21 protein-coding genes are annotated in these 20199 nt (G+C 68.8%); 6 read left to right on the plus strand and 15 right to left on the minus strand.

What is annotated here, in order from left to right:
• The first annotated feature begins 9 nt into the window (after positions 1 to 9).
• A complete protein-coding gene (gene sitA6 / locus GTZ93_RS35350) occupies positions 10 to 660 on the plus strand; it encodes a SitA6 family polymorphic toxin lipoprotein (protein ID WP_139920346.1) in 651 nt (216 codons plus the stop codon).
• A 23-nt stretch (positions 661 to 683) separates the two neighbouring features.
• Positions 684 to 1412 (plus strand): SitI6 family double-CXXCG motif immunity protein, encoded by a 729-nt coding sequence (gene sitI6, locus GTZ93_RS35355; protein ID WP_139920348.1) that lies wholly within the window; start codon positions 684 to 686, stop codon positions 1410 to 1412.
• Positions 1413 to 1415: 3 nt separating this feature from the next.
• On the opposite strand, the gene GTZ93_RS35360 is transcribed toward sitI6 (GTZ93_RS35355), so the two are convergent.
• Entirely contained in the window at positions 1416 to 1964 is a 549-nt protein-coding gene (locus GTZ93_RS35360) for a hypothetical protein (RefSeq protein WP_161663246.1), read from the minus strand.
• Positions 1965 to 2128: 164 nt separating this feature from the next.
• Here GTZ93_RS35360 and sitA6 (GTZ93_RS35365) point away from each other — a divergent pair, with 164 nt between their 5' ends.
• Together sitA6 (GTZ93_RS35365) and sitI6 (GTZ93_RS35370) are read left to right on the plus strand one after the other, a co-directional pair.
• A complete protein-coding gene (gene sitA6 / locus GTZ93_RS35365) occupies positions 2129 to 2773 on the plus strand; it encodes a SitA6 family polymorphic toxin lipoprotein (RefSeq protein ID WP_139920352.1) in 645 nt (214 codons plus the stop codon).
• A gap of 29 nt (positions 2774 to 2802) precedes the next feature.
• Positions 2803 to 3528 carry a SitI6 family double-CXXCG motif immunity protein gene (gene sitI6 / locus GTZ93_RS35370; protein ID WP_139920354.1) on the plus strand — a complete coding sequence of 242 codons (726 nt, stop codon included), beginning with the start codon at positions 2803 to 2805 and terminating at the stop codon, positions 3526 to 3528.
• Positions 3529 to 3533: 5 nt separating this feature from the next.
• On the opposite strand, the gene GTZ93_RS35375 is transcribed toward sitI6 (GTZ93_RS35370), so the two are convergent.
• From GTZ93_RS35375 to GTZ93_RS35395, 5 genes are all read right to left on the minus strand, one after another.
• Positions 3534 to 5327 (minus strand): alkaline phosphatase D family protein, encoded by a 1794-nt coding sequence (locus tag GTZ93_RS35375; protein WP_139920356.1) that lies wholly within the window; start codon positions 5325 to 5327, stop codon positions 3534 to 3536.
• 45 nt (positions 5328 to 5372) lie between these two features.
• Entirely contained in the window at positions 5373 to 5789 is a 417-nt protein-coding gene (locus tag GTZ93_RS35380; RefSeq protein ID WP_121755597.1) for a VOC family protein, read from the minus strand.
• 65 nt (positions 5790 to 5854) lie between these two features.
• Positions 5855 to 6712, minus strand: a complete 858-nt coding sequence (locus GTZ93_RS35385; protein WP_257979349.1) for a helix-turn-helix domain-containing protein — start codon at positions 6710 to 6712, stop codon at positions 5855 to 5857.
• A 10-nt stretch (positions 6713 to 6722) separates the two neighbouring features.
• Positions 6723 to 7742 (minus strand): alpha/beta fold hydrolase, encoded by a 1020-nt coding sequence (locus GTZ93_RS35390; RefSeq protein ID WP_121755599.1) that lies wholly within the window; start codon positions 7740 to 7742, stop codon positions 6723 to 6725.
• Positions 7743 to 7810: 68 nt separating this feature from the next.
• Complete coding sequence (locus GTZ93_RS35395) at positions 7811 to 8248, minus strand: SRPBCC domain-containing protein (protein WP_139920359.1); 438 nt, start codon at positions 8246 to 8248, stop codon at positions 7811 to 7813.
• 56 nt (positions 8249 to 8304) lie between these two features.
• Between GTZ93_RS35395 and GTZ93_RS35400 the strand changes: the two genes are divergently transcribed.
• Complete coding sequence (locus GTZ93_RS35400) at positions 8305 to 8634, plus strand: metalloregulator ArsR/SmtB family transcription factor (protein ID WP_120576151.1); 330 nt, start codon at positions 8305 to 8307, stop codon at positions 8632 to 8634.
• Between the two features lie 7 nt (positions 8635 to 8641).
• Here the strand turns inward: GTZ93_RS35400 and GTZ93_RS35405 are convergent, their stop codons facing one another.
• The 8 genes from GTZ93_RS35405 to GTZ93_RS35440 form a co-directional block, all read right to left on the minus strand.
• Entirely contained in the window at positions 8642 to 9916 is a 1275-nt protein-coding gene (locus tag GTZ93_RS35405; RefSeq protein ID WP_139920361.1) for an MFS transporter, read from the minus strand.
• 214 nt (positions 9917 to 10130) lie between these two features.
• Positions 10131 to 11939, minus strand: coding sequence for a CapA family protein (locus GTZ93_RS35410; protein ID WP_139920363.1), 1809 nt, complete (start codon positions 11937 to 11939; stop codon positions 10131 to 10133).
• Between the two features lie 111 nt (positions 11940 to 12050).
• On the minus strand, positions 12051 to 12557 hold the full coding sequence (locus GTZ93_RS35415; RefSeq protein ID WP_120576154.1) for a DoxX family protein: 507 nt from the start codon (positions 12555 to 12557) through the stop codon (positions 12051 to 12053).
• Between the two features lie 116 nt (positions 12558 to 12673).
• Positions 12674 to 13453, minus strand: a complete 780-nt coding sequence (locus tag GTZ93_RS35420; protein WP_139920365.1) for a tRNA1(Val) (adenine(37)-N6)-methyltransferase — start codon at positions 13451 to 13453, stop codon at positions 12674 to 12676.
• A gap of 2 nt (positions 13454 to 13455) precedes the next feature.
• Positions 13456 to 14460 carry a glutathione synthase gene (gene gshB / locus GTZ93_RS35425; RefSeq protein ID WP_257979350.1) on the minus strand — a complete coding sequence of 335 codons (1005 nt, stop codon included), beginning with the start codon at positions 14458 to 14460 and terminating at the stop codon, positions 13456 to 13458.
• Positions 14461 to 14492: 32 nt separating this feature from the next.
• The gene (locus GTZ93_RS35430) at positions 14493 to 16205 is read right to left on the minus strand and encodes a serine/threonine protein kinase (RefSeq protein WP_161663247.1); all 1713 of its coding nucleotides are present in this window, start codon (positions 16203 to 16205) and stop codon (positions 14493 to 14495) included.
• A gap of 413 nt (positions 16206 to 16618) precedes the next feature.
• Positions 16619 to 16945, minus strand: coding sequence for a hypothetical protein (locus GTZ93_RS35435; protein WP_233596797.1), 327 nt, complete (start codon positions 16943 to 16945; stop codon positions 16619 to 16621).
• Between the two features lie 8 nt (positions 16946 to 16953).
• Complete coding sequence (locus GTZ93_RS35440; protein ID WP_233607426.1) at positions 16954 to 17208, minus strand: hypothetical protein; 255 nt, start codon at positions 17206 to 17208, stop codon at positions 16954 to 16956.
• 221 nt (positions 17209 to 17429) lie between these two features.
• Here GTZ93_RS35440 and GTZ93_RS35445 point away from each other — a divergent pair, with 221 nt between their 5' ends.
• Positions 17430 to 19658, plus strand: coding sequence for a tenascin-X (locus GTZ93_RS35445; protein ID WP_161663248.1), 2229 nt, complete (start codon positions 17430 to 17432; stop codon positions 19656 to 19658).
• A gap of 12 nt (positions 19659 to 19670) precedes the next feature.
• Here the strand turns inward: GTZ93_RS35445 and GTZ93_RS35450 are convergent, their stop codons facing one another.
• Positions 19671 to 20153 (minus strand): hypothetical protein, encoded by a 483-nt coding sequence (locus tag GTZ93_RS35450; RefSeq protein WP_139923457.1) that lies wholly within the window; start codon positions 20151 to 20153, stop codon positions 19671 to 19673.
• Between the last annotated feature and the right edge of the window lie 46 nt (positions 20154 to 20199).

The raw sequence follows: 20199 nt of genomic DNA on the forward strand, positions 1-20199 counted from the left end.
TTTTCCGTCATGAGGAAAAGCCTGACGTTCCTGGCCCTGACGCTGTGGATGGCGGCGTGCGCGTCCAGCACGCCGCTTCAACAGCGGTGGGACGAAGCCGAAGCGGAGTGCGGTGACGCGCGCAGCGACGCCTGTGTGACCCTGGTGTGTGGGGACACGGCGTGCGGCTTCTTCCGGTGTGAGGACGTACCTGGGGAGATAGTGCTGGCGCGGGGTCTGCCGCCCCGGCCTCCACCCGTGGCCGTGGCTCCCGCGCCGGGAAGTGGGCCCCGGCGCAACTGGGGGCCCGGGATGGACCTGCCGGGCGGTGCGGAACCGGTGATGGTGTTCCCCTGGTACGGGAACCCCAAGCCCGTGCCTCCTCAGCGGCAGCTGCCAGCGGGGAAGTTCGAGAAGCACCACATCTTCCCGCAGGCGCGGGACCTTGCTGAGTGGTTCAAGAGCAAGGGGATCGACATCCACCAGTACACGATCCCCATTCCCGTGCACGTTCACCGGCGTATCCACAGCGATGGTCCCAAGGGAGGCATGTGGAACGAGGCCTGGCGTGACTTCAAAGAAGAGAATCGAGGCGCTTCACCACCGGAAATCTTCCGGCATGCCGGAGAGCTCATCTATCGCTTCCAGCTTCTGGGCGGTCCCGTTCAGCAGTACAACTGATCTTCAAACGAATCCCACAGCACATGGCCCTCTTCTATTGGTTGCGCGACGACAAGGTGGCTACAGCGCGCTATAGCGCGGACTTCGACGCAGGACATAAGTGGGGACTGCCGGGCATCAAGAACTGCCCGGGGTGCGGTGCTACCTGGTCTGATGCGGGACACGAGTATCCGGCCGTGGATCTCTCGCTCATCCCCGAGCATGCGGAATTCGAAGAGCCCCGACCTGAACCCCTTCACGAGTTCCTGCGTCTTCAGGCCCTGGTGCGCCCACTGGCCCCTCCACATGCTGAACTCCCTCCCGGAACGAAATTCGGCCCACTCGAAGGCCGAGCCTCCGGTCAGTTCGGTCCCGTCACGTGGTTGGGGAATTCGCTGATGATCATCCGCCGCGATGCGCTTGAAGGTCTCCAAGTCGCGGGCGTTCGTGGGCTGCTGGGATGCAGGACGGAGCTGCGGTTCCGGCAGAAGACGGCTCCGGACATCCTTGAGCTCCAATTCGAACTGCGCGGCCTCCTGCACCGCGACTGCCTTCCGCCCGACCTGGCACCGCCCTGTCCCACCTGCGGGCGGCAGGCCTTCCGCCGTCCGGACGATCCCATCCTCGACGGTGCTTCGTTGCCCACGGACAGGGACCTGTTCCGCGTGGGCAACTTCAGCACCATGATCATCGGCACGGAGCGCTTCAAGGACGCGGTGGAGCAGGGCGGTTGGACCGGCATCTCCTTCCGTGAGCTGCCCGTGCGTTCCTGAAGTTCAGACTGTCTTTCGTGAAGGTAGTCTCTGGGCGAAGCGCTCCTCGACCCCGGGAAGGAACAGCGACTGACCGGCACGTGCGGCTTCCACGGCCTGACGGAAGTGGAGGTCGCCGTAGCGGTCGAGCACCGAGGGGTCGAAGTACGCAACGCCATCCCCCAGGCCTTCGTTCTCGATGTCAGGTGTCAGGGACTCCCAGCTTCCCTGCGGCGCGTAGATCAAGGCCCGCACGCCTCCGTCCGCGTAGACACGGGCGCCTTGCGCGAGGAAGACAGCCCGCGCCTGGAGTTCCCCCTTCGCGCTGAGGACCGCGTTGCGGTCTCCGTACTGGCCGAAGAGACAGTCCTCCACGAGGACGGAGCCCTCGACGAAGATCCGGGCTCCGTTGCCGAATGACAACGTTCGGGCGTGAAGGTCTCCGCGGACGATGACGAGCCCGGGAAGGTAGTCGTCGGTCCAGAGATGGAGATGGTCCGCTGTCTTGAGCGAGCCGTTGATCTGGATGACGTAGGGACCGTTGCCCGTATCGATGCCTTCGGGAACATTCACGCCTGTGTCGATGCTCCGGATGGTGCAGGGATTGAGTCCCTCGAAGATACGGAGCTCCGCGTCCCACCGGGAATCGCGAAGGGCGTCGAGGGTCGTTGCGTTGCCCAGGTCTTCAAGTCTGACGTTGGTCACAGGGACGCCGGATATGAGTAGGTTTTGCCGCTATGCGAAAGATGCTGATGTTCCTGGCGCTGTGGACGGCGGCGTGCGCGTCCAGCACGCCGCTCCAGCAGCGGTGGGATGAAGCCGAGGCGGAGTGCGGTGACGCCAGCTCGGACGCCTGTGTGACCCTGGTGTGTGGGGACACGGTGTGCGGCTTCTTCCGGTGCGAGGACGTACCTGGGGAGATAGTGCTGGCGCGGGGACTTCCACCCCGGCCTCCACCCGTGGCGGTGGCTCCCGCGCCGGGAAGCGGGCCTCGGCGCAACTGGGGCGGCAGCATGGGCCTGCCGGGCGACCCGGAACCCGTCATGGTGTTCCCCTGGTACGGGAACCCCAAGCCCGTGCCTCCTCAGCGGCGATTGCCGGCGGGCAAGTTCGAGAAGCACCACATCTTCCCGCAGGCCCCGGACCTTGCTGCGTGGTTCAATCTCAAGGGGATCGACATCCACCAGTACACGATCCCCATCCCCGTGCATGTCCACCGGCGTATCCACAGCGATGCTCCCAAGGGGGGCTTGTGGAACAAGGCTTGGCGTGAGTTCCGGAATACGAACGGAGGCGCTCCCGCAGAGGAAATCTTCAAGCATGCCGGGGAGCTGATCTACCGATTCCAACTCCTGGGTGGTCCCATCCAGCAGTACAACTGAGCCTTCACCCATCTGAGGCTTGACGGTCCATGCCCCCCTTCTTCTGGCTCCGTGACGACGAAGCAGCCACATCCCGTTACAGCGGAGACTTCGATGCCACGCACAAATGGTTCCTGCCCGGCATCAAGGATTGTCCTGGATGCGGCGTGACCTCGGCTGGATGGGGACGTCAGTACCCCGCCGTGGACCTTTCACTCATCCCTGAGCATCGGGAATTCGAGGAGCCCCGAGCCGAGCCGTTCCACGAGTTCGTCCGTCTCCGGGAGCTGGTGCGCCCGCTGGTGCCACCCAATACATCGCTTCCTCCCGGAACAAGCTTCGGTCCGCTCACGGGCACTGCGTCCGGTCAGTTCGGGCCGTTCACCTGGCAGGGAACCTCGTTGATGATCATCCGCCGCGACGCACTCGACAGTCTCAAGGCAGCGGGCATCCGTGGACTGCTGGGCTGTAAGACGGAGCTGCGGTTCCGTCAGAAGACGCCTCCGGACATCCTCGAACTCCAGATCGAACCGCGCGGCCTCCTGCACCGCGACTGCCTTCCTCCGGGCCTGGCGCCGCCCTGTCCCACCTGCGGACATCAGTACTTTCGTCGTCCGGACGACCCCATCCTCGACGGTGCTTCGTTGCCCACGGACAGGGACCTGTTCCGCTTGGACAACTTCAGCACCATGATCATCGGCACGGACCGCTTCAAGGACGCGGTGGAGCAGGGCGGTTGGACCGGCATCTCCTTCCGCGAGCTCCCGGTCCGCTGAAACTCTCAGCCCACGGCCGGGAAGGGCGGTGGCTCCACCACCACCTCCATCGGCAGGTTCTCCTTCTCCGCGATCCACTTCACCCACAGCTTCGGACGCGCGGTCGTGTCTCGGTGCTTGGGCCGCTCCAGCCGGATGGACAGCCAGTTGCGGTCTCGCAGGTACAGATCCTTGCCCACTGGCAACAGCTCCGTCTGCAGGAACCCTGGCAGGTCCTCTCGGGAATCCTCCGACAACGCCAGCATCCCCTTGAATGCGAGCCATCCCGGCGGCGGATGCACGATGGGCGAGGACGTCGCCTGTTCGATGAACACCTCCCCCACCGTTCCCAACGCCGGCACCAGGTGATCCGGATTGCGTGAACGCACGCGCGCCCTCGCGCCGACGTGCACGTCCCCCGACAACACCGTCACCGCGCAGTAGGACTTCTTCGCCAGCGAGAACAGGTTCATCAACAACCGCGTGCGCTCGCCCCGGTGCACCGAGGATTCCCACTGGTCCAACAGGTCGTCGCGCAGCTCGATGCCCCCTCCGCTCATCCGCTCCATCGCTGGACCGAACCGCAAGTGCACCAGCGGCACCGACGACACCACCAACACGTGCCTCGCCTTCTTGCCGTTCTCCGGCCGCTGGCGGTGCTCCTCGCGCCACGCGTCGAAGGCGTCCCACTGTGACCGGCTCATCACCGTGAACTCGGTCTGCGGATGCGCGTCTCCGGTGTCCATCACCCGGCTGGTCCTGCCGCTCCTCAGGTCCAGCAACACCACGTCCAGATCGCAGTCCACCGTGGAGAAACAGAACGTCTGGAAATAGTGCTGCGCGGAATTCACCACGCCCCGGTCGTCCGGCTCGCGTGCCTTCGCCGGCTGCTCCAGGAAGCCCCGCTGGAAGGCCTCGAACGCTCGCGCCGCCGCGCTGTAGAGGGCCCGGTACCAGGGCGCCTGCTGGAGCTCCTCGTGCGAACCCCACCCGTCGAAGATGTCGTGGTCGTCCCACATGAACAGGCCCGGCACCCGCCGCAGCACCGGCGCGATGCCCTGGCTCCCGCCCCACCGCTCCCGGTAGAGCCAGACGTATTCCGCGAACAGCTTCTCCGAAAGCCCGTCCGGCACCGGCAGCTTCAACCGCTCCGACCGGGGCAACTTCATGAACGCGTTCAACACATCCATCGTGTTGTGCAACGAGTCCGCGTAGAGCTGATCGCCTCCCCCGAGCAGCAGCTGGAAGCCCGGCGTCTTCGCCGGATCCGCCGGGTCCTGCTGATGCTGTTGCAGCATCCGCTCCCATAGGGCGAAGGGCTGCGCCAGGTTGCTCCAATCACTCGCACGGCTGGCGCCGTTGCAGGAGAAGAACGCGATGTTCGGCGACACGCCCTTCGCGGGCACGACGACGTCGGACACCACCAGCGGCTCCGGCGGAATGACCTTCGAGGACCACGGCCGGTCAGCTCGCGGCTGTGGACGCTCGAAGGTCACCGGCACGCCGGGCGTGTCTGGCGATTCGAAGTGATAGGACAGCCGCTGCGCCACGTCCGTGCGCGGCAGGATGACCTCCCAACGCCACACCACGCCCCGGGTGTCCTTGGGCAGGGCGGTGAGGTCCGCGGCGGCCTTCACCTCGTCGAAGGCGGCGACCCGCTTGCCCTTCGCGTCCCTGAAACACAGCCTCAACGCCGGAGGCTTCTTCCCCGACGTGCTGTCCAGGAACACGTTGACGAAGAAGCTCCACACGTCGTGGGACTTCGGGTCCGGCGTGGCCTGCGCCCGGGCGTACAGGATGGGTCCCAGCAAGAGCTTCATGAAGAAAGCCTTACATGGACGCACCGCCCCGTCGACGAAGGCGCCTCACCCCTTCGGCGGAGGCACCGCGAGCGGCTGGTACGTGCCGAAGCTCCAGACGTTCCCCTCGGGGTCCAGCGCGCTGAAGTCCCGCGAGCCGTAGTCCGTGTCGTGCAACTCCATCGCGATGGCCGCGCCCGCCGCCTTCGCTCGCGCGTACAGCGCATCCGGGTCCGTCACCACCACGTAGATGCCCTGGTTCTTCAGGGGCACGTCCTTCGACGCGGCCATCTTCAGCCGGCCGCCCTCCGCGCCGCCGAACATCACGAGCCCGTGGCCCAGCGTCAGCTCCACGTGGGCGATGGCGCCGTCAGGCTTGCGGTAGACGACCCGCTCCTCGCAGCCGAAGGCCTGCTTCAGGAAGCGCAGGGCGGACTCGGGGTCGGCGTAGTGGACGAAGGGATACAGGCTGGGCAGGGACATGGTGTGTCTTCCTTTCACCACGCATCCTGCCCATCCACCCCCGGCCTTTCTTGGACGGATTTTACCTACGCGCCGGATTCGAACCCGCCCGCGTCCGGAAGCGCACGCCGCAGGAGCGCGGACGGCGGCCCGCCGGTGAACTGGCGGAAGTCCCGGTTCAGGTGCGCCTGGTCGAAATAGCCCAGCTCCAGTGCCAACTCCGCCCAGCGCACCGGGCCTCCGGATTTGATCCGCTCCACCGCCCGGTCGAAGCGCAACAGGCGCGCAAGCCTTCGCGGAGGCAGCCCCACCTGTTCGTGGAACTGGTGGATGAGGTGCTTGTGGCTGTGGCCCAGCTCGCTCGCCAGCGTGGCGATGTCCACCTGGCCTCCCGTGCTCTGGATGCGCTCCACCGCCCACTTCACGCCCGCGTCCACCGCGGGGCCCCGCTCCGCGCGCTGGAGCAGGAACGCGTCCGCGATGGCGAAGCGCGCCGCCCAGTCCCGCGCCTCCGCCAGGGACTCCACCAGCCGCCGTGCTTCGCCGCCCCACAGGTCCTCCAGGCCCGTCACCCGGTGGGACAGCTCGTGCATGGGCAGGCCGAAGAGGCGCCTGGCCCCCAGCGGCGTGAGGTTCACCTGAAGCCCGTGGGACTCGCCGTTGTGCTCGGTGGTGCTCCAGCGCTCGTCCAGCCCCGCGACGAAGCCGGAGCGATGCCGCGTCACCTGACCCGCGTCGTCCAGGTGCTTCAGCAGCGGACCGAACTCCAGGATGAGCACCACCTGCACGCCGGGCAGCTCCTGCCGGCGCATGGGCTGGGGCATGGCCTCGCGAAAGCCGCAGTAGTCCCGGATGAGCGGCGCCAGCGCCGGGGGCGGCGTGGCCAGCGCCATCTCCCAGCCGCCCCGCCCGGACGCGTGGCGCACCACGCGGATGCGATGCATGCGGCGCAAGTTACTTCGAAACCTTGCGCAGGAAGTCCAGCAGGGCCGCGTGCCACTTCTCCGGCGACTCGAAGTGCGGGATGTGGCCCACGTTCGGAATCTCCACCAGCGTGGCGCCCGGGATGGCCGCGGCGGTCTTCTTCCCCAGCGCCGGGTACTGCCCCAGCTTCGGCAAGAGCGCGGGCGGCACGCTGCCCTTGCCCACCACCGTGCGGTCCTCCTGACCAATCACCACCAGCGCGGGCACCTTCACCAACGGAAACTCGTGCACCACCGGCTGCTCGTAGATCATCGTCTGCGTGGCGGCGGACACCCAGGCCAGGCGCGGGTACTCACCGCTGAGCGTCTGGCGGTAGAGGACCTGGACGTATTCGTCGTACTCGGGCTTCCACTTCACGTAGTAGCCGCGCTGGTACTTGCGCAGCCCCTCCTCCGTGGCCTTCAGGTTCTCCTGGTAGAGGTCCTCGGTGGACTTCCAGGGGACGGACTCGCGGTAGTCCTCCAGGCCAATGGGGTTCTCCAGCACCAGCTGCGTCGTCACCTCCGGGTACATCAGCGCGAAGCGCGTCGCGAGCATGCCGCCCATGCTGTGGCCCACCACCACGGCCTGCTTCACGCCCACTTCATCCAGCACCTGCTTCGTCAGCGACGCCAGCGTGTGGAAGCTGTACGCGATGGCCGGCTTGGATGACTTGCCGAAGCCGATCTGATCCGGCACCACGACGCGGTAGCCCGCGCCGGTGAGGACGCGAATCGTGTCCTTCCAGTACGCGCCGAAGAAGTTCTTGCCGTGCAGCAGCACCACCGTGCGCCCGTTCGCGTTGCCCGTGGGCTTCACGTCCATGTACGCCATGCGCAGGTCCTGACCCTCCAGCTTCACGGGCAGGAACTGCACGGGGGCAGGGTAGGGGTAGCCCTCCATGCCCAGGCCCAGCGCCTCCGGGGCGCGCTTGGGCTCCTGTGCGTTCGCGGCGGGCGCGGAGAGGAGCAGGGCGGACAGGAGCAGGGCGGGGACGCGAACGGACGACATGGGGCTCCTTCGGAACGGGGCGCGAGGGAACGGCAGTCTGGCCGCGACATTCCCCCGCGTCGCGGATTTCAGAACGCCCCGCCCTCCCGAAGGTTGATGCCGTATTCCAGATAACCCTTGAGGCAGAGCATCATGTGCATCCAGCCACCCGCGTTGCCGTAGGACGCCGTGATGCCCTTCTCATCCGGCTTCCATCCGGACTCGCTGATCTTCACCATCGTGTTGCTTGCGTCCAACGGCACGAAGCGCATCTCCACGCGCGTGTTGTAGCTGTCGTCCGCGGGCCACTCGAAGACGATGCGCTCGTTGGGAATCACCTCGCGCGTGATGACGTCGAATTCGCCCGGCGCCTCCGCGAAGCTCCACTTCACCGTGGTGCCCTGCGCCAGCGGACCGCTGCTCGTCTTCACGAAGTAGCCGCTCAGCTTCGTGGGGTTCACCACCGCCTCGAACACCTGCGCCAACGGCTTGCGGATCTTCAACTGCACCTGGAACTTCGGCTCCATGGGGCACCCCTGGTCGTGAACTGGTCCTGCCCGCAAATAGGTTATATAAATATAACATGTCAAGGAGCGACCAGGACGACCTCATCTTCAAGGCGCTGGCGGACTCGCGCCGGCGGGCCATCCTGGACCTGTTGAAGGACGCGCCGAGGACGACCGGGGAGCTGTGCGAGCACTTCGAGAAGACCCTGGACCGCTGCACCGTGATGCAGCACCTCAAGGTCCTGGAGAAGGCGGAGCTGGTGCTGTCCCACAAGGAGGGACGCACGCGGTGGAACCACCTCAACGCGGCGCCCATCCAGGACATCCACTCGCGGTGGATCAGCTCCTACGCCACCCACGCGGTGAAGCTGCTGACGAAGCTGAAGCGGGACCTGGAGGAGGACTGACGGTGCGTCAGTGCGCGCTGTCGGAGAACGGCTGGACGTCCGCCGGGGCCAGGGGCTCGTTCTCGAAGCGCGCGGGCTTGAGCAGGCGCGTGGTGAGCACCAGCGCGAGGAAGACGGCGCTGCTCCCGATGGTCACGAAGCGCAGGTTCATGCGGTCCGCCAGCGCGCCCTGGAACCAGACGCCCAGCGAATAGCCCGCGCCCAGCACCATGCTGTAGAGGCTGCCCATGCGGGCCTGGAGCTCACGCGGCACGCGGCCCTGGCAGGACGCACTCAGGCTGCTCATCAGGATGAGGTAGTTGGCGCCGAGGAAGAAGATGCACACCGCCGCCACCTGGAGCGTGGGCGCCAGCCAGTACACGCCCGACAGCACCGCGATGGTCGTCGCCGAGTAGCCACGCAGCTTGCGCTGACCGCAGAGCTCCGCGAGCGTGCCCACGCACAGCGCCGCCGTCACCGCGCCCGCGCCCTGGCACGTCACCAGCAGCGACGTGGCCGCGGCGCCCTGACCCAGCTCACGGATGGCGAACACCGGCACCAGGCCGATGAAGGGCGCCACCAGCGCGGCCACGAAGAAGGTGGCCACCAGCACCAGCGAGATGTCCTCGTCGTCGCGCGCCACGGTGATGCCGCGGCGGATGCCATCCCAGAGCGGCTCGCGCTTCACGGACGGGTCCCGCGCCGGTGGCACCACGCGCCACAGCGCCACCAGCACCGCGAAGAAGGACAGCGTGTTCGCGAGCAGCGCCCACGCGGGTCCGCCCGCCTGAAACACCACCGCGGCCAGCGTGGGCCCCATGATGCGGCCCAGGTTGAACTGCGCGGAGTTGAGGCTGGTGGACAGGTGCAGGTCTTCCGGCGGCACCAGTTCGGCCAGCAGCGCGGAGAAGGCCGGATAGGTGAGCGTGCTCACGCACCCGTTGAGGAACGAGATGACGCCGATGACGGACACCGACAGCTGCCCGCGGAACGCGAGCACCGTCAGCACGGCCGCGAGCGCCGCCTGGAGCAGCGCGCCCAGCCCCGCGTACGCGCGACGGTCGAAGCGATCCGCCAGCGCGCCGCCCACCGGCGCCAGCACCACCGCGGGTAGGAAGGACAGCGCGACGATGGCGCCCGTCCACTCCGCGCGGCCGGTGGTCTGCGTGACGTACACGCCCATCGCCACCGTCTCCATCCAGGTGCCGATGTTGGAGATGAGCGCGCCCAACCACACGGCGAAATAGCCGGGGTATTCGAAGGGGCGTAGCGAAGTCAGTCGTGGGAGTCGATGGGCAGGCACGTCGAAGGCTGTCTTAGCGCACACCGCCCACGCATGCCTTGCACGGCGCGGCACCCTTGGAGGCGCAATGAAGCGCACGCCAGCCCAGGCAGCAGCCCGGCTTCAACAAAGCACGCATTCCCTGACGGTGATGCGCGATGCGTGACACACAAAACACCCACGGAGGCTGTGGCTTCCGTGGGTGCGGGTGCGGCGTTGTCGTGAAGACTCGGCGCTACGGCGCGGTGCTGGAGGCCGTGATGGGCGACTTGCGCGGAGAGAGGCGGCCGTCGTCGGCGATGCGGGCGCCCGTGTCGGGGAAGTCCTCGGTGGTGAGCTTGCGCACCAGCGAGACGACGTTGGCGGCCGGGTCCGGCTGCGTGATGCCTTCGCCAATCTGCTTGGTGGGGAGGATGCGTCCGTTGGAGAAGCCGCCACGGCTGTCCAGCTCCACTTCGAGAATCATGCCCAGGCCCTGCGGGCCCTTGAGGTTGAAGCGGCCATAGGTGGCGAAGTTGCCCATGGAGTAGGCGATGAGGCGGCCCTGGTAGAACTCCATGGCGCGCGCGACGTGCGGACCGTGGCCGAGCACCAGGTGCGCGCCCGCGTCCACCACCGCGTGGGTGAAGACGCGCAGGTCGCCGCGGTCCTCGCCGAAGAACATCTCCTTGCCGGCGGGGACGTGCAGGGCCTTGCCGCCCTCCGCGCCGCCGTGGAAGGAGACGATGACGATGTCGTGCGTGGCGGCGGTCTGCTTCACCAGCGCGGTGGCGGTGGGCAGGTTGTTGAGGTGGTTGCAGCCCGCGGACGTGTGGAAGGCCACGAGCCCAATCTTCAGCCCGTTGCGCTCCACGGTGGCCACGCTGCCCGGCGGACCGCTCCAGGCGATGCCCAGCGCGTCCAGCGTGGACTCGGTGGCGCGGCGGCACTCTTCGCCGAAGTCGCCGGAGTGGTTGTTCGCGGTGGAGACCACGTCCACGCCGGCCTGCTTCAGGTAATCGCCGAAGGAGGTGGGGGAGCGGAACGCGTAGCAGTTCGCGGGCGAGCGGCACTTGGTGGTCTTGCCGGTGTCGCAGAGCGGCCCTTCCAGGTTCACGAAGGTGAGGTCCGCGTCCTCCAGCAGGGGGCGCACGGCCGCGATGACGCTGCCGCCGCCCTCGGGGGGCAGGTAGCCCTCCGGCACGGTGGTGCCGAGCATCAGGTCACCGGCGGCGCGGATGCGCAGCTTCGCGCCCGGCGGCGGGGGCGGGCGGGGCGTGCTGTCCACAGGCTGCGCGAGCTTCGCCTGGAGCGCGGCCTGGTTGCGGGCCTGCGTGAGCGCGCCCTCCAGGTCCGGTTGGTTGGGATTGAGCGCGCGCACCTGCGTCCACTGCGTGAGGGAATCCGCCCAGAGGCCCTCGACGGAGTAGGCCCAGCCGAGCTCCCAGCGGCAGTCGGCGCGGGACGGCGCGGCCTGCACGCACGCGGACAGCTCCGCGATCGCGGTGCGCGAGTCCTTGGACTGGAGGGCGGCGACGCCCCGGGCGTAGTGCTCGTCCGGGTTGCCCACGGTGGCGAGACCGGACGCGGAGGCCTTGCCGTGCATCGTGATGGCGGCGGCGCGCAGGGCACCGAGGCTGGCCTCCACGGCGATGCGGCCTGCTTCGGAGAGGGATTCTGTCTGGCTTTGCGCGGCGCCCGTGGCCGGCACCGTGTTCGACTCGCGGGGCGGCGTCGGGATGGACTCGGCGACGCCCGCGGGCATCCGCACGGAGACAGGCGTCTCGGAGTCATTGGGACGGTTCCGCGTGGCGGCCGTCACGGACGCGAGCCCCGCCACATCCAGCTGCCGCGTCACCCGCGAGGTCCCCATCGCCCCTCGCACGGAGGCCATGCCCGCCGCGGTGAGGCGCGCGGTGCTCGCATCCCGAATGACGGAGCGCACGGAGGCCATGCCCGCCGCGGTGAGGCGCGCGGTGCTGGAGGACTCGGCTGTGGAGAAGTTGGGGACGGACGCGGCGGGCGCGGCGAGCGCCAGCATCAGCAGGACGGACGGGGGGGCCATGGCCCGCGCATCTTACGGGATGAAGCGGGGGCAGGGGCGCCACCGGCGTGCCCGGTTCGCTGGCAGCCGGGCAGGCGACACCCCTACACCCCTCGGAGGCCCTGGCCCCGGCTACCCGAGCGCGTCGAGCAGCACCGAGCCCCGGCGCTGACGCGGCAGCAGCCGGAAGTGCCTCAGCTCCCGGCGCTTCACCCGCCGCTCCAGCGCGCTGTGCAGGGACAGCCGCCCCGGCCCGCGCATCAGCGTCCCCAGCGCGATGGCGATGAGCGCCACGTTGAACTCGTAGCCGCCCTTGGTGATGTCGAAGCCGTTCTTCCTGTGCACCTTCGCGATGGCCATCGCCTGCGTGACGATGACCGACACCGCCGTGAAGCGCGTCGCGATGCCCAGGATGGAGCTCACCCCGGCCACCAGCTCCGTGATGCCCGTGGCCAGCAGCCACGGCTTGCCGGGCTTGATGCCCAGCTGCTCGAACATGCCCGCTTGCTCCTCGATGCCTTCCTTCTTCAGCTTCGCCAGGCCGTGATGAATCATCGTCGCGCCCAGCGACAGGCGCGGCGGTAGCAACGCGGCCGACTTCAGCAGCGACGGTTGTTCGTTGAGCATCGTCACGTTCATGGGGCTCTCCTCGTCGGGACGCGGACGTCCGGTAGGTGAAGTGCCCCCTTACGTTGTGACGCATCCGCCCATCCGGCCCCGACGCTCGCAGGGCCCGACGCTCAGCGTCCGGGCACTCAACCCCCGTTCCGCTCCGCCAGCGGCACGTCCATCAGCGCCGCCACCTCCGCGCCGTAGCCGCCGGGTCCCTCGCCATGGACGATGAGCGGCGCACGCACCGACAGGCCCCGATCCTGGTCCCTCAACGCCTGCACCAGGAAGCGCGTGGCGGGCGCGTCCACCCGCGCGTGCACGGAGCGCAGCACCCGGGGGAACAACCGCGCGCCCGCGAGCACCCCCAGCACCTCCGCCAGCCGCGCCGCCGGATACACCAGGCTCACGCCACCCCCGGGCCGCAGGGCATGCCGCGCCGCCGCGGCCACGGACAGCGCATCGCACGCCACCTCCGACTTGGAGACGGCCCGCTCCGCGTCCGGGCTCACCACGCCCGCCTCGGCCCGGCGGAACGGCGGGTTGGACACCACCTGCCCATAGGTCCCGGCCGTGAACAGCGACCGCGCCTGCCGCAGGTCCCCGAGTACCGGCCGCACCCGGCCCTCGCACCCGTTGAGCGCCACCGCGCGCGTCAGCCGTTCGTGCACCGCGGGCTGCAACTCCAGCGCATCCACCGGACCCGCGACGCCGAACTGCTTCACCAGCAGCAGCGACACCACGCCGCTGCCCGCGCCGAGTTCCAGCACGGGCCCGGGCAGGTCACCGCCCTCCGTGGCCGCGAAGTGCGCCAGCAGCACCGCGTCCAACGTGAAGCGGTAGCCCGTGCGGCGCTGGAACACGCGCACGTCCGCGGTGCCAATGGAGTCCAGCGTCTCGCCGTCCTCCAGCCTGACGGACCCCACGGTCAGCGCGCGCCGTGCATCCGCTCGGCGACGTCCAGCACGCGCGCCTCGCAGGAGACGCCGTCCAGGTGGCTGGCCTCCACCAGGCCCGTGGGGCTGGTGACGTTCACCTCCGTGAGGTAGTCGCCCAGCACGTCGATGCCCACCAGCGTCAGCCCCTTCTCCTGGAGCGACGGCTTGAGGCGCTTGCAGATGTAGAGGTCGCGCTCGGTGATCTCCGCCTTCATCGGCGTGCCGCCCGCGGCCATGTTGCCCCGGTGGTCCGCGTCCGACGGCACGCGCAGCACCGCGCCCACCGGGTCTCCGTCCACCAGGATGATGCGCTTGTCGCCCAGGCGGCTCTCCGGCACGTACGCCTGCGCGAGGATGGGCTCCTTCCCGCCCTGCGTGAGCAGCTCCACCATGGAGCGCGCGTTGCGGTCCCCCGGCGCGAGGAACAGGATGCCCTTGCCCCCGAACCCGTCGATGGGCTTCAGGATGGTGCCCTGCGCGTTCTTCGCCGCGAACTCCAGCACCACGGACAGCTCGCGCGTGACGCGCGTCTCCGGCATCAGGTCCGGGAAGTTCAGCGTGAAGAGCTTCTCGTTCGCGTCGCGGATACCGGACGGGTTGTTGATGAAGATGGGAGAACGGTCCGGACACAGCTCCACCAGCTGCGTGGCGTGCAGATAGTCCGCGTCCACCGGCGGGTCCTTGCGCAGGAAGAGCACGTCCAGCTTCGACAGCGGACGCACGTCCTCGCTCAGCACGTCGAAGTGGTGCCCCACCTCACGCCGCACCCGGACCCGGCGCATGCGCGCCTCCGAGCACCGGCCGTTGAAGCGCAACCACCCCTGTTCGAAGTAGTAGACGTCGTGCCCCCGCCGCTGTGCCTCCAGCATCAGCGAGAACGTCGTGTCGTGGTCCACCCGCACGCTCTCGAGCGGGTCCATCAGGAAGCCTAGGGAGAGGGCCATGAAGGGCGGAAGATAGCGGACGCCCTCCGCCCGTGCCGCTCCTTCGAGCATGCCTTCGTCCACGCCGGAACGGACGGGGGTCCTCAGCGGCCCGGCAGCTCCCTCAGCTTGAGGTTGAGGCGCACGGGCTTGCCCGTCTCCACCGGCACGGCGAGTACGCGGCGCTTCTTGTCCTCGCCCACCAGAATCAGCTCCGCCTGTCCCACCGGCAGGGAGCGCTTCACCAACGGCGCGCGACCCAGGGACTTGTTGTTGAGGAAGATCTCCGCGGGCTCGTCCAGGAAGAGCGTCACCTCGCCCTTGCCCTTGCCCTTGCGGCTGCCCCGGTTGGAGGTGGCCTCGTCCCGGTCGTTGTCCCGGTCCTTCGCGCCTGCCCGGTCGCGGTCCTTGTCCCTCGTGTCGCGGTCCTTGGTGTCGCGATCCTTGTCCTTGTCCGGCTCCACGACGGCCACGTCCCCGCCGGGCACGGGGGCGTTGGGCGGCAGGATGGGGACCATGGCGCCCAGGCCCATGGGTGGGGGAGGGGGCGCCTTCTCCTCGGCCTCCAGCAGCTGGGTGAGCCGGAACGCGCCGTAGGCCAGGCCCAGGAACAGCGACAGCGACAGGAGCGCCCACACCCTGCCCAGCTTCGAGCGCTTCACCGGGGGCGCGGTCTCGTCGCTGCCGGGGCCTTCCGCGCGAATCTTCGCGATCTCCGCCTTCTTGCGCGCCTCCACCACGCTGAGCGCGGTGGCCTTGCGCTCCGGCAGGTAGGGGCCGTCATCCTTCTGGAGCGCCCGCTTCGCCGACGCCAGCACCTGGCTGCTCGTGGTGACGTCCGCGCTCTCCAGCAGGGAGCGCGTGGCCGCCATGCGCTCCGCGAACAGGCTCTTCATGAGCGCGGCGCGCTGGTCCGCGTCCATCAGCTTGCCGCCAGCCACCTTCTCGATGGCGCGCGCCATGTCCCGCCCGGACGGGTAGCGGCGGTCCACGTTGCGCTCCAGCGCGCGCATCACCACGCGGGAGATGTCCTCGGAGACGTGCGGCAGCAGCACCGACGGCCACGGGATGGCGTCCTCGAGGATCTTCACCATCTCGTCGCGCTCGGTCTTGCCCGCGAAGAGCCGCTCGCCGGTGATGAGCTCGTGCATCACCACGCCCACGGAGAACAGGTCGCTGCGGCCGTCGAGCGAATCGCCGCGCACCTGCTCCGGGGACATGTACCCGGTGGTGCCCTTCACCGTGCCCACGTTGGTGCGCTCCAGGCTGTTCTTCGCCTTGGCGATGCCGAAGTCGAGCAGCTTCACGGTGCCGTCGTACGTCACCATGATGTTCTTCTGCGCCACGTCGCGGTGGATGACGGGGCTCGCCTCGCCGCCAGCGGACGTGAAGGTGTGCGCGTAGTGCAGCGCCAGGCACACGTCGCGGGCCACGGACAGGGTGAAGGCCAGCGGCACCGGCTGGCGCTTCTTCATGCACGCGCTGGTCACCTGGTTGAGGTTCTGCCCGCCGATGAACTCCATGGCCAGGTAGAGCCCGTCGTCCTCCTCCCCCAGGTCGAACACCTGCGCGATGTTCGGGTGGTTGAAGGCCGCGGTGATGCGCGCCTCGTCCAGGAACATGCGGACGAACTGATCATTGGAGCGCGCGTCCGGGAGGATGCGCTTGATGACCACGTACTTGCGGAAGCCGCCCGGGCCCGACGTGTAGCCCAGGAACAGCTCCGCCATGCCGCCCACGGTCAGCTGCGTGAGCACCTCGTACTTCCCGATGCGCTCGCCCCGATGGAAGTCGATGAGCTCATCCTCCAGCGCCATGGAAAGAGGGCGCCCGCGTCGTGAAGAAAGCCGCGCGGACCATAACAGGGCTGTTGCATCCCGGGTCTTTCTTGCCGGTGGAACCCTCGAAGGAGGGGCCCGCATGCCAGCCCGCACGACCCCCAGGTCCCTGTGGATCACCTGTGGATGGTGTGGATGGCCCTGTGGACAACCCGGGGCACGGAAACGGCGTTGTGGATGCCCGGGGGAAACCGGCAATTTGCCCACATGTAGCAGATCGCCGATTCGTGAATAAATCCGCGAGCTTGCTGACTTGTCCCCAACTCCGCTGTCCCTACCTCTTCCACCAGTTGATCAACACTCCAATTAGACTGGTGAAAAGAAGAGGGGCCCGTGCAGAAGTCGGAAACCGACAGGCATCCGCGGGACGACGAACGACGCGGGACAGAACGCTACATGATGGTGGCGCGAAGCCGCTCCAGCAGCCCGGGCAGTTCCTGGAGCAGCTGCCGGTCCAGGTCCTCCAGCGCGGCGCGGTGCATGACCAGGTCCTCCGGCTCGCGGTCCGCGGTCATCATGCGATGCAGGCCGCGCAGGCGCTGGTTGCGCTGGACCAGGCGGGCCAGGGTGTCGTCCAGCTCCTCCGCGAGCGCCGAGTCCAGGCGCAGCTCGTGGCCCACCAGCTCCCGCAGCTGCTCCACGCGGTAGGTGAGCTCCCAGCTCTCCTCGTAGCCTGCGCGCCGGGGCAGCATCTGCCCATACGTCCACCGCTCGTTCACCGCGGCCTCTAGTGCGGCCGGGGCCGGGTGAGGCCCGTCAGGGACAGGCGGGTGCGCGTCGGGTCCAGCTCCACGTGCATCCGGCAGTCCGCCACGTCCAGGCGCAGGGTGTAGGGAGGACAGGCGGCCTGCCCCGAGTGGGCCTCACAGGCGAGAGCGCCCATGCGGAACAACTCGGCCAGCACCGCCCGCCGGACCTCCGCCGAAAGCCCGTCCACGGTGGACTGCACCCCCCGGGCGATGAGCACCGTGAACGCCTGCAATCCTGGAGAATCGTGCGGAGGGCCGGCCAGGGTCATACCCGCGCTGTTGCCAGAACCGTACCCTGCGACAGGCCTGTCGTTCCGGGGGGTTGGAGGGGCTCGAAGCCCTTGGGGCTGAAAAAAACTCAGTCTGGGAAGTGCCCAATCCTGAAACCCCGGGGGTGGGGTGCAGTGGGACAGGGGGATGGAGAGGGGTGTAAAGGCAGGGGCAGGAGGGCTCGATGGCGCGCACGCGGACGGTGGGCAGTGGGGGCCTGAAGGGCCTTCCGGAGGCTCCAACGGTGTCCCCCGGGTCGGTGCCGGGCCGGCCGGTGGCCCTGGCAATGGCCCTGGCGGCCCTCCTGGCCTTCGGAAGCGCTTGCCGGGACGAACCCCCGCTAACGGGCGCCCGGAGCCTCCTGCGGGTCTCCCAGGAGGCCGTAACGTTCCCGGCCAGCTACCCCCGGGTGGAGCGGGTGGTGGAGCTCCGGGTGGTGAACGCGGGCCGGACGACGCTGGACGTGGAGTGGACGGCGCTGACCGCCCCCTTCTCCGCGTCCGGGTTGCCCGCACGGATGGTGCCGGGCGAGGTCCCGGTCCGGCTGTCCTACCGGCCGGAAGCCACGGGCGTGTTGACGGCCACGCTGGTGGGGCGGGCGCCGGGGGGCGGGGAGGTGCGGGTGGAGCTGCGCGGGGAGTCGAACCCGTATCCGGACTGCCCCACGCCGGTGGCCTGCCACACCTCCACGTTCGACGTGGCGACGGAGAAGTGCGTGGAGGCCGAGGAGCCGGACGGCACGGCCTGCGACCCGGGCAACGCGTGCATCCAGGGCGCCACGTGCACGGCGGGGCGGTGCAAGGGCCCGGAGCGCGTCTGCGACGACGGCAACGCGTGCACCACGGACGTGTGCAACCCGCTGGACGGCTGCACGTCGGTGCCGGCGCCGCCGTGTCCGGGGGACGGGAAGTGCCAGGTGGGCGCATGCGACCCGAAGGTGGGGTGCACGCTGGCGAAGGCGCCGGACGGGACGTTCTGCGGCCCGGAGCGCGGCTGTGACGCGGCGGACGTGTGCCTGGACGGGACGTGTCAGCGCCGCGATCCGCCGGACAACTTCACCTGCGCGCCGGCCAGCCCCTGCCAGGGACCGGGCAAGTGCAAGGGCTCCGTGTGCGAGCGCCCCGCCGCGACGGCGCTGGTGCCGGACTGGACCTACGACGCGGCCTCCAACGGCGAGGCGCTGCACGACCTGTTGGTGGGGCCCACGGGGGACGTGACGCTGGTGGGCTTCTTCGTGCCGGCGCTCTTGGACGCGGCGGGCCCGGTGCCGGTGCGCGCGAGCACGTCCGGGCGCCGGTGCATGCTGTGGAACGACCGGCTGTTGTGCATGGACCTGCCGCTGTCCGGGCAGGTGTCGCTGTTGGACAGGGTGACGGGCGCGCCGAGGTGGACGTTCGACCTGACGACGGCGCGGCCGGACTTCACGCAGGGGCTGACGACGGTGTTCATGGCGCGGCTGGGGGTGATGCAGCCGGACCGGTTGGCGGCGCTCTTCGAGGCGTACCCGACGGGCACGTCGCGGAACACGCTGTGCCGGCAGTACTTCCTGGTGGTGTTGGATGCCTTTGGCGGGATGGTATCCGCGCAGGCGTTGCAGGATCCGCTGCTCGCGGAGTGCAACCACCCGCACCCGTACGGCGTGGCGTCCGACGCGGCGGGGGATGTGTATGTGGCGTTCGGGCCCACGCAGAACGTGGGGGCGCCGCTGTATCCGGGAGCGCCGACGTTGGTGATGGCGTTCTCGCAGGACGGGGTGCCGCGCTGGCGGAAGACAGAGGCCTTCGCCGCGGGGGAGCTGGCCATCGTGAACGGGCTCCTGCTCAACGAACGCTCCACGCAGGCGCTGAGCACGCGGGACGGGCAGGCGGTGGGTTCACAGACGTTCCCCCGGGGGCTGGGCCGCGCGTTGGCGACCTCCGCGCACGTGATTCCCTCGCCCTCCGAGGACGACACCGTGGGCGAGTGGACGCTGGAGGGCTACGCGTTGCCGAATCTCACGCCGTCCTGGACGCACGGGTTCCAGGGGTGGCCGGGGCCGGTGGCGCCGGAGGTCCGGCTGGCGAGCTGGACGACCTGGCCGGGCCAGCCGCCGGAGACGGTGGTGGTGGGCACGGGCATGAACGCGACGGGGCCGGTGCTGTTCGCGGTGAGCGCGAAGGACGGCAGCGAGGTGTTCCAGTGCCCGGTGTCGAACGCGGCGACGCCCGCGCAGTTCCTGGAGCTGGGGCCGGACAGCATCGTGATGATGGACGGGGCCACGACGTGCGGTGAGTGCGATCCGCCGTATGCCTATAGCCAATCGCGCTTCCGGCGCTTCCCGATTCCCGGCCTGAAGCCCGCGGAGGAACCCTGGCCCGGAACGTTCGGCGGGCCAGGGCACGACCATCACGAGGACCCGGTGCGCGGGCGCTGAGTCCTCACAAGCTCACGGCGTGAGCGCGGTCCAGTCGCTGTTGGGCACGGAGACCGAGAAGTTGTACGTGCCGTTGGTCCAGCACAGGCCGTAGGGGCCCAGCTGGGTGCTGTTGCTGGTGGTGAGCGCGGGCCAGGCGCTCACGGTGTAGATCTGGATGCCAGAGGCGCGCACGCGCGGGAACGCGGGGCAGCGCTGGGCCACGTCCATCAGGTAGTGCGACTCCCACATCGTCCAGCCCGTGGCGAAGCCGGAGTTGCCGCAGATGGGCGTCAGCTTCTCCTCCCAGAGCCCCAGGGTGAAGTTGTAGAGCAGGCCGTGCGCGCAGCCGCTGCCGTCCTTGTAGGCCTCCGTGAAGTAGCGCTCCTCGCCGTCCAGCACGCGCACGTACTTGCCCTTCCACGTCGCGTCCATGCCCTCGAAGGTCTGCCAGCCGGTGGCGCCGTCGAAGCCGCAGTGGTCCCAGAAGCCGTGCGCGTGCGCCGTCGTCGCCATGCCCGGTGGGAGTTGAGAGGGATTAAACAATATTAAGCAGTAATAA

This window comes from Corallococcus exiguus (genome assembly GCF_009909105.1).
Lineage (GTDB): Bacteria > Myxococcota > Myxococcia > Myxococcales > Myxococcaceae > Corallococcus > Corallococcus exiguus.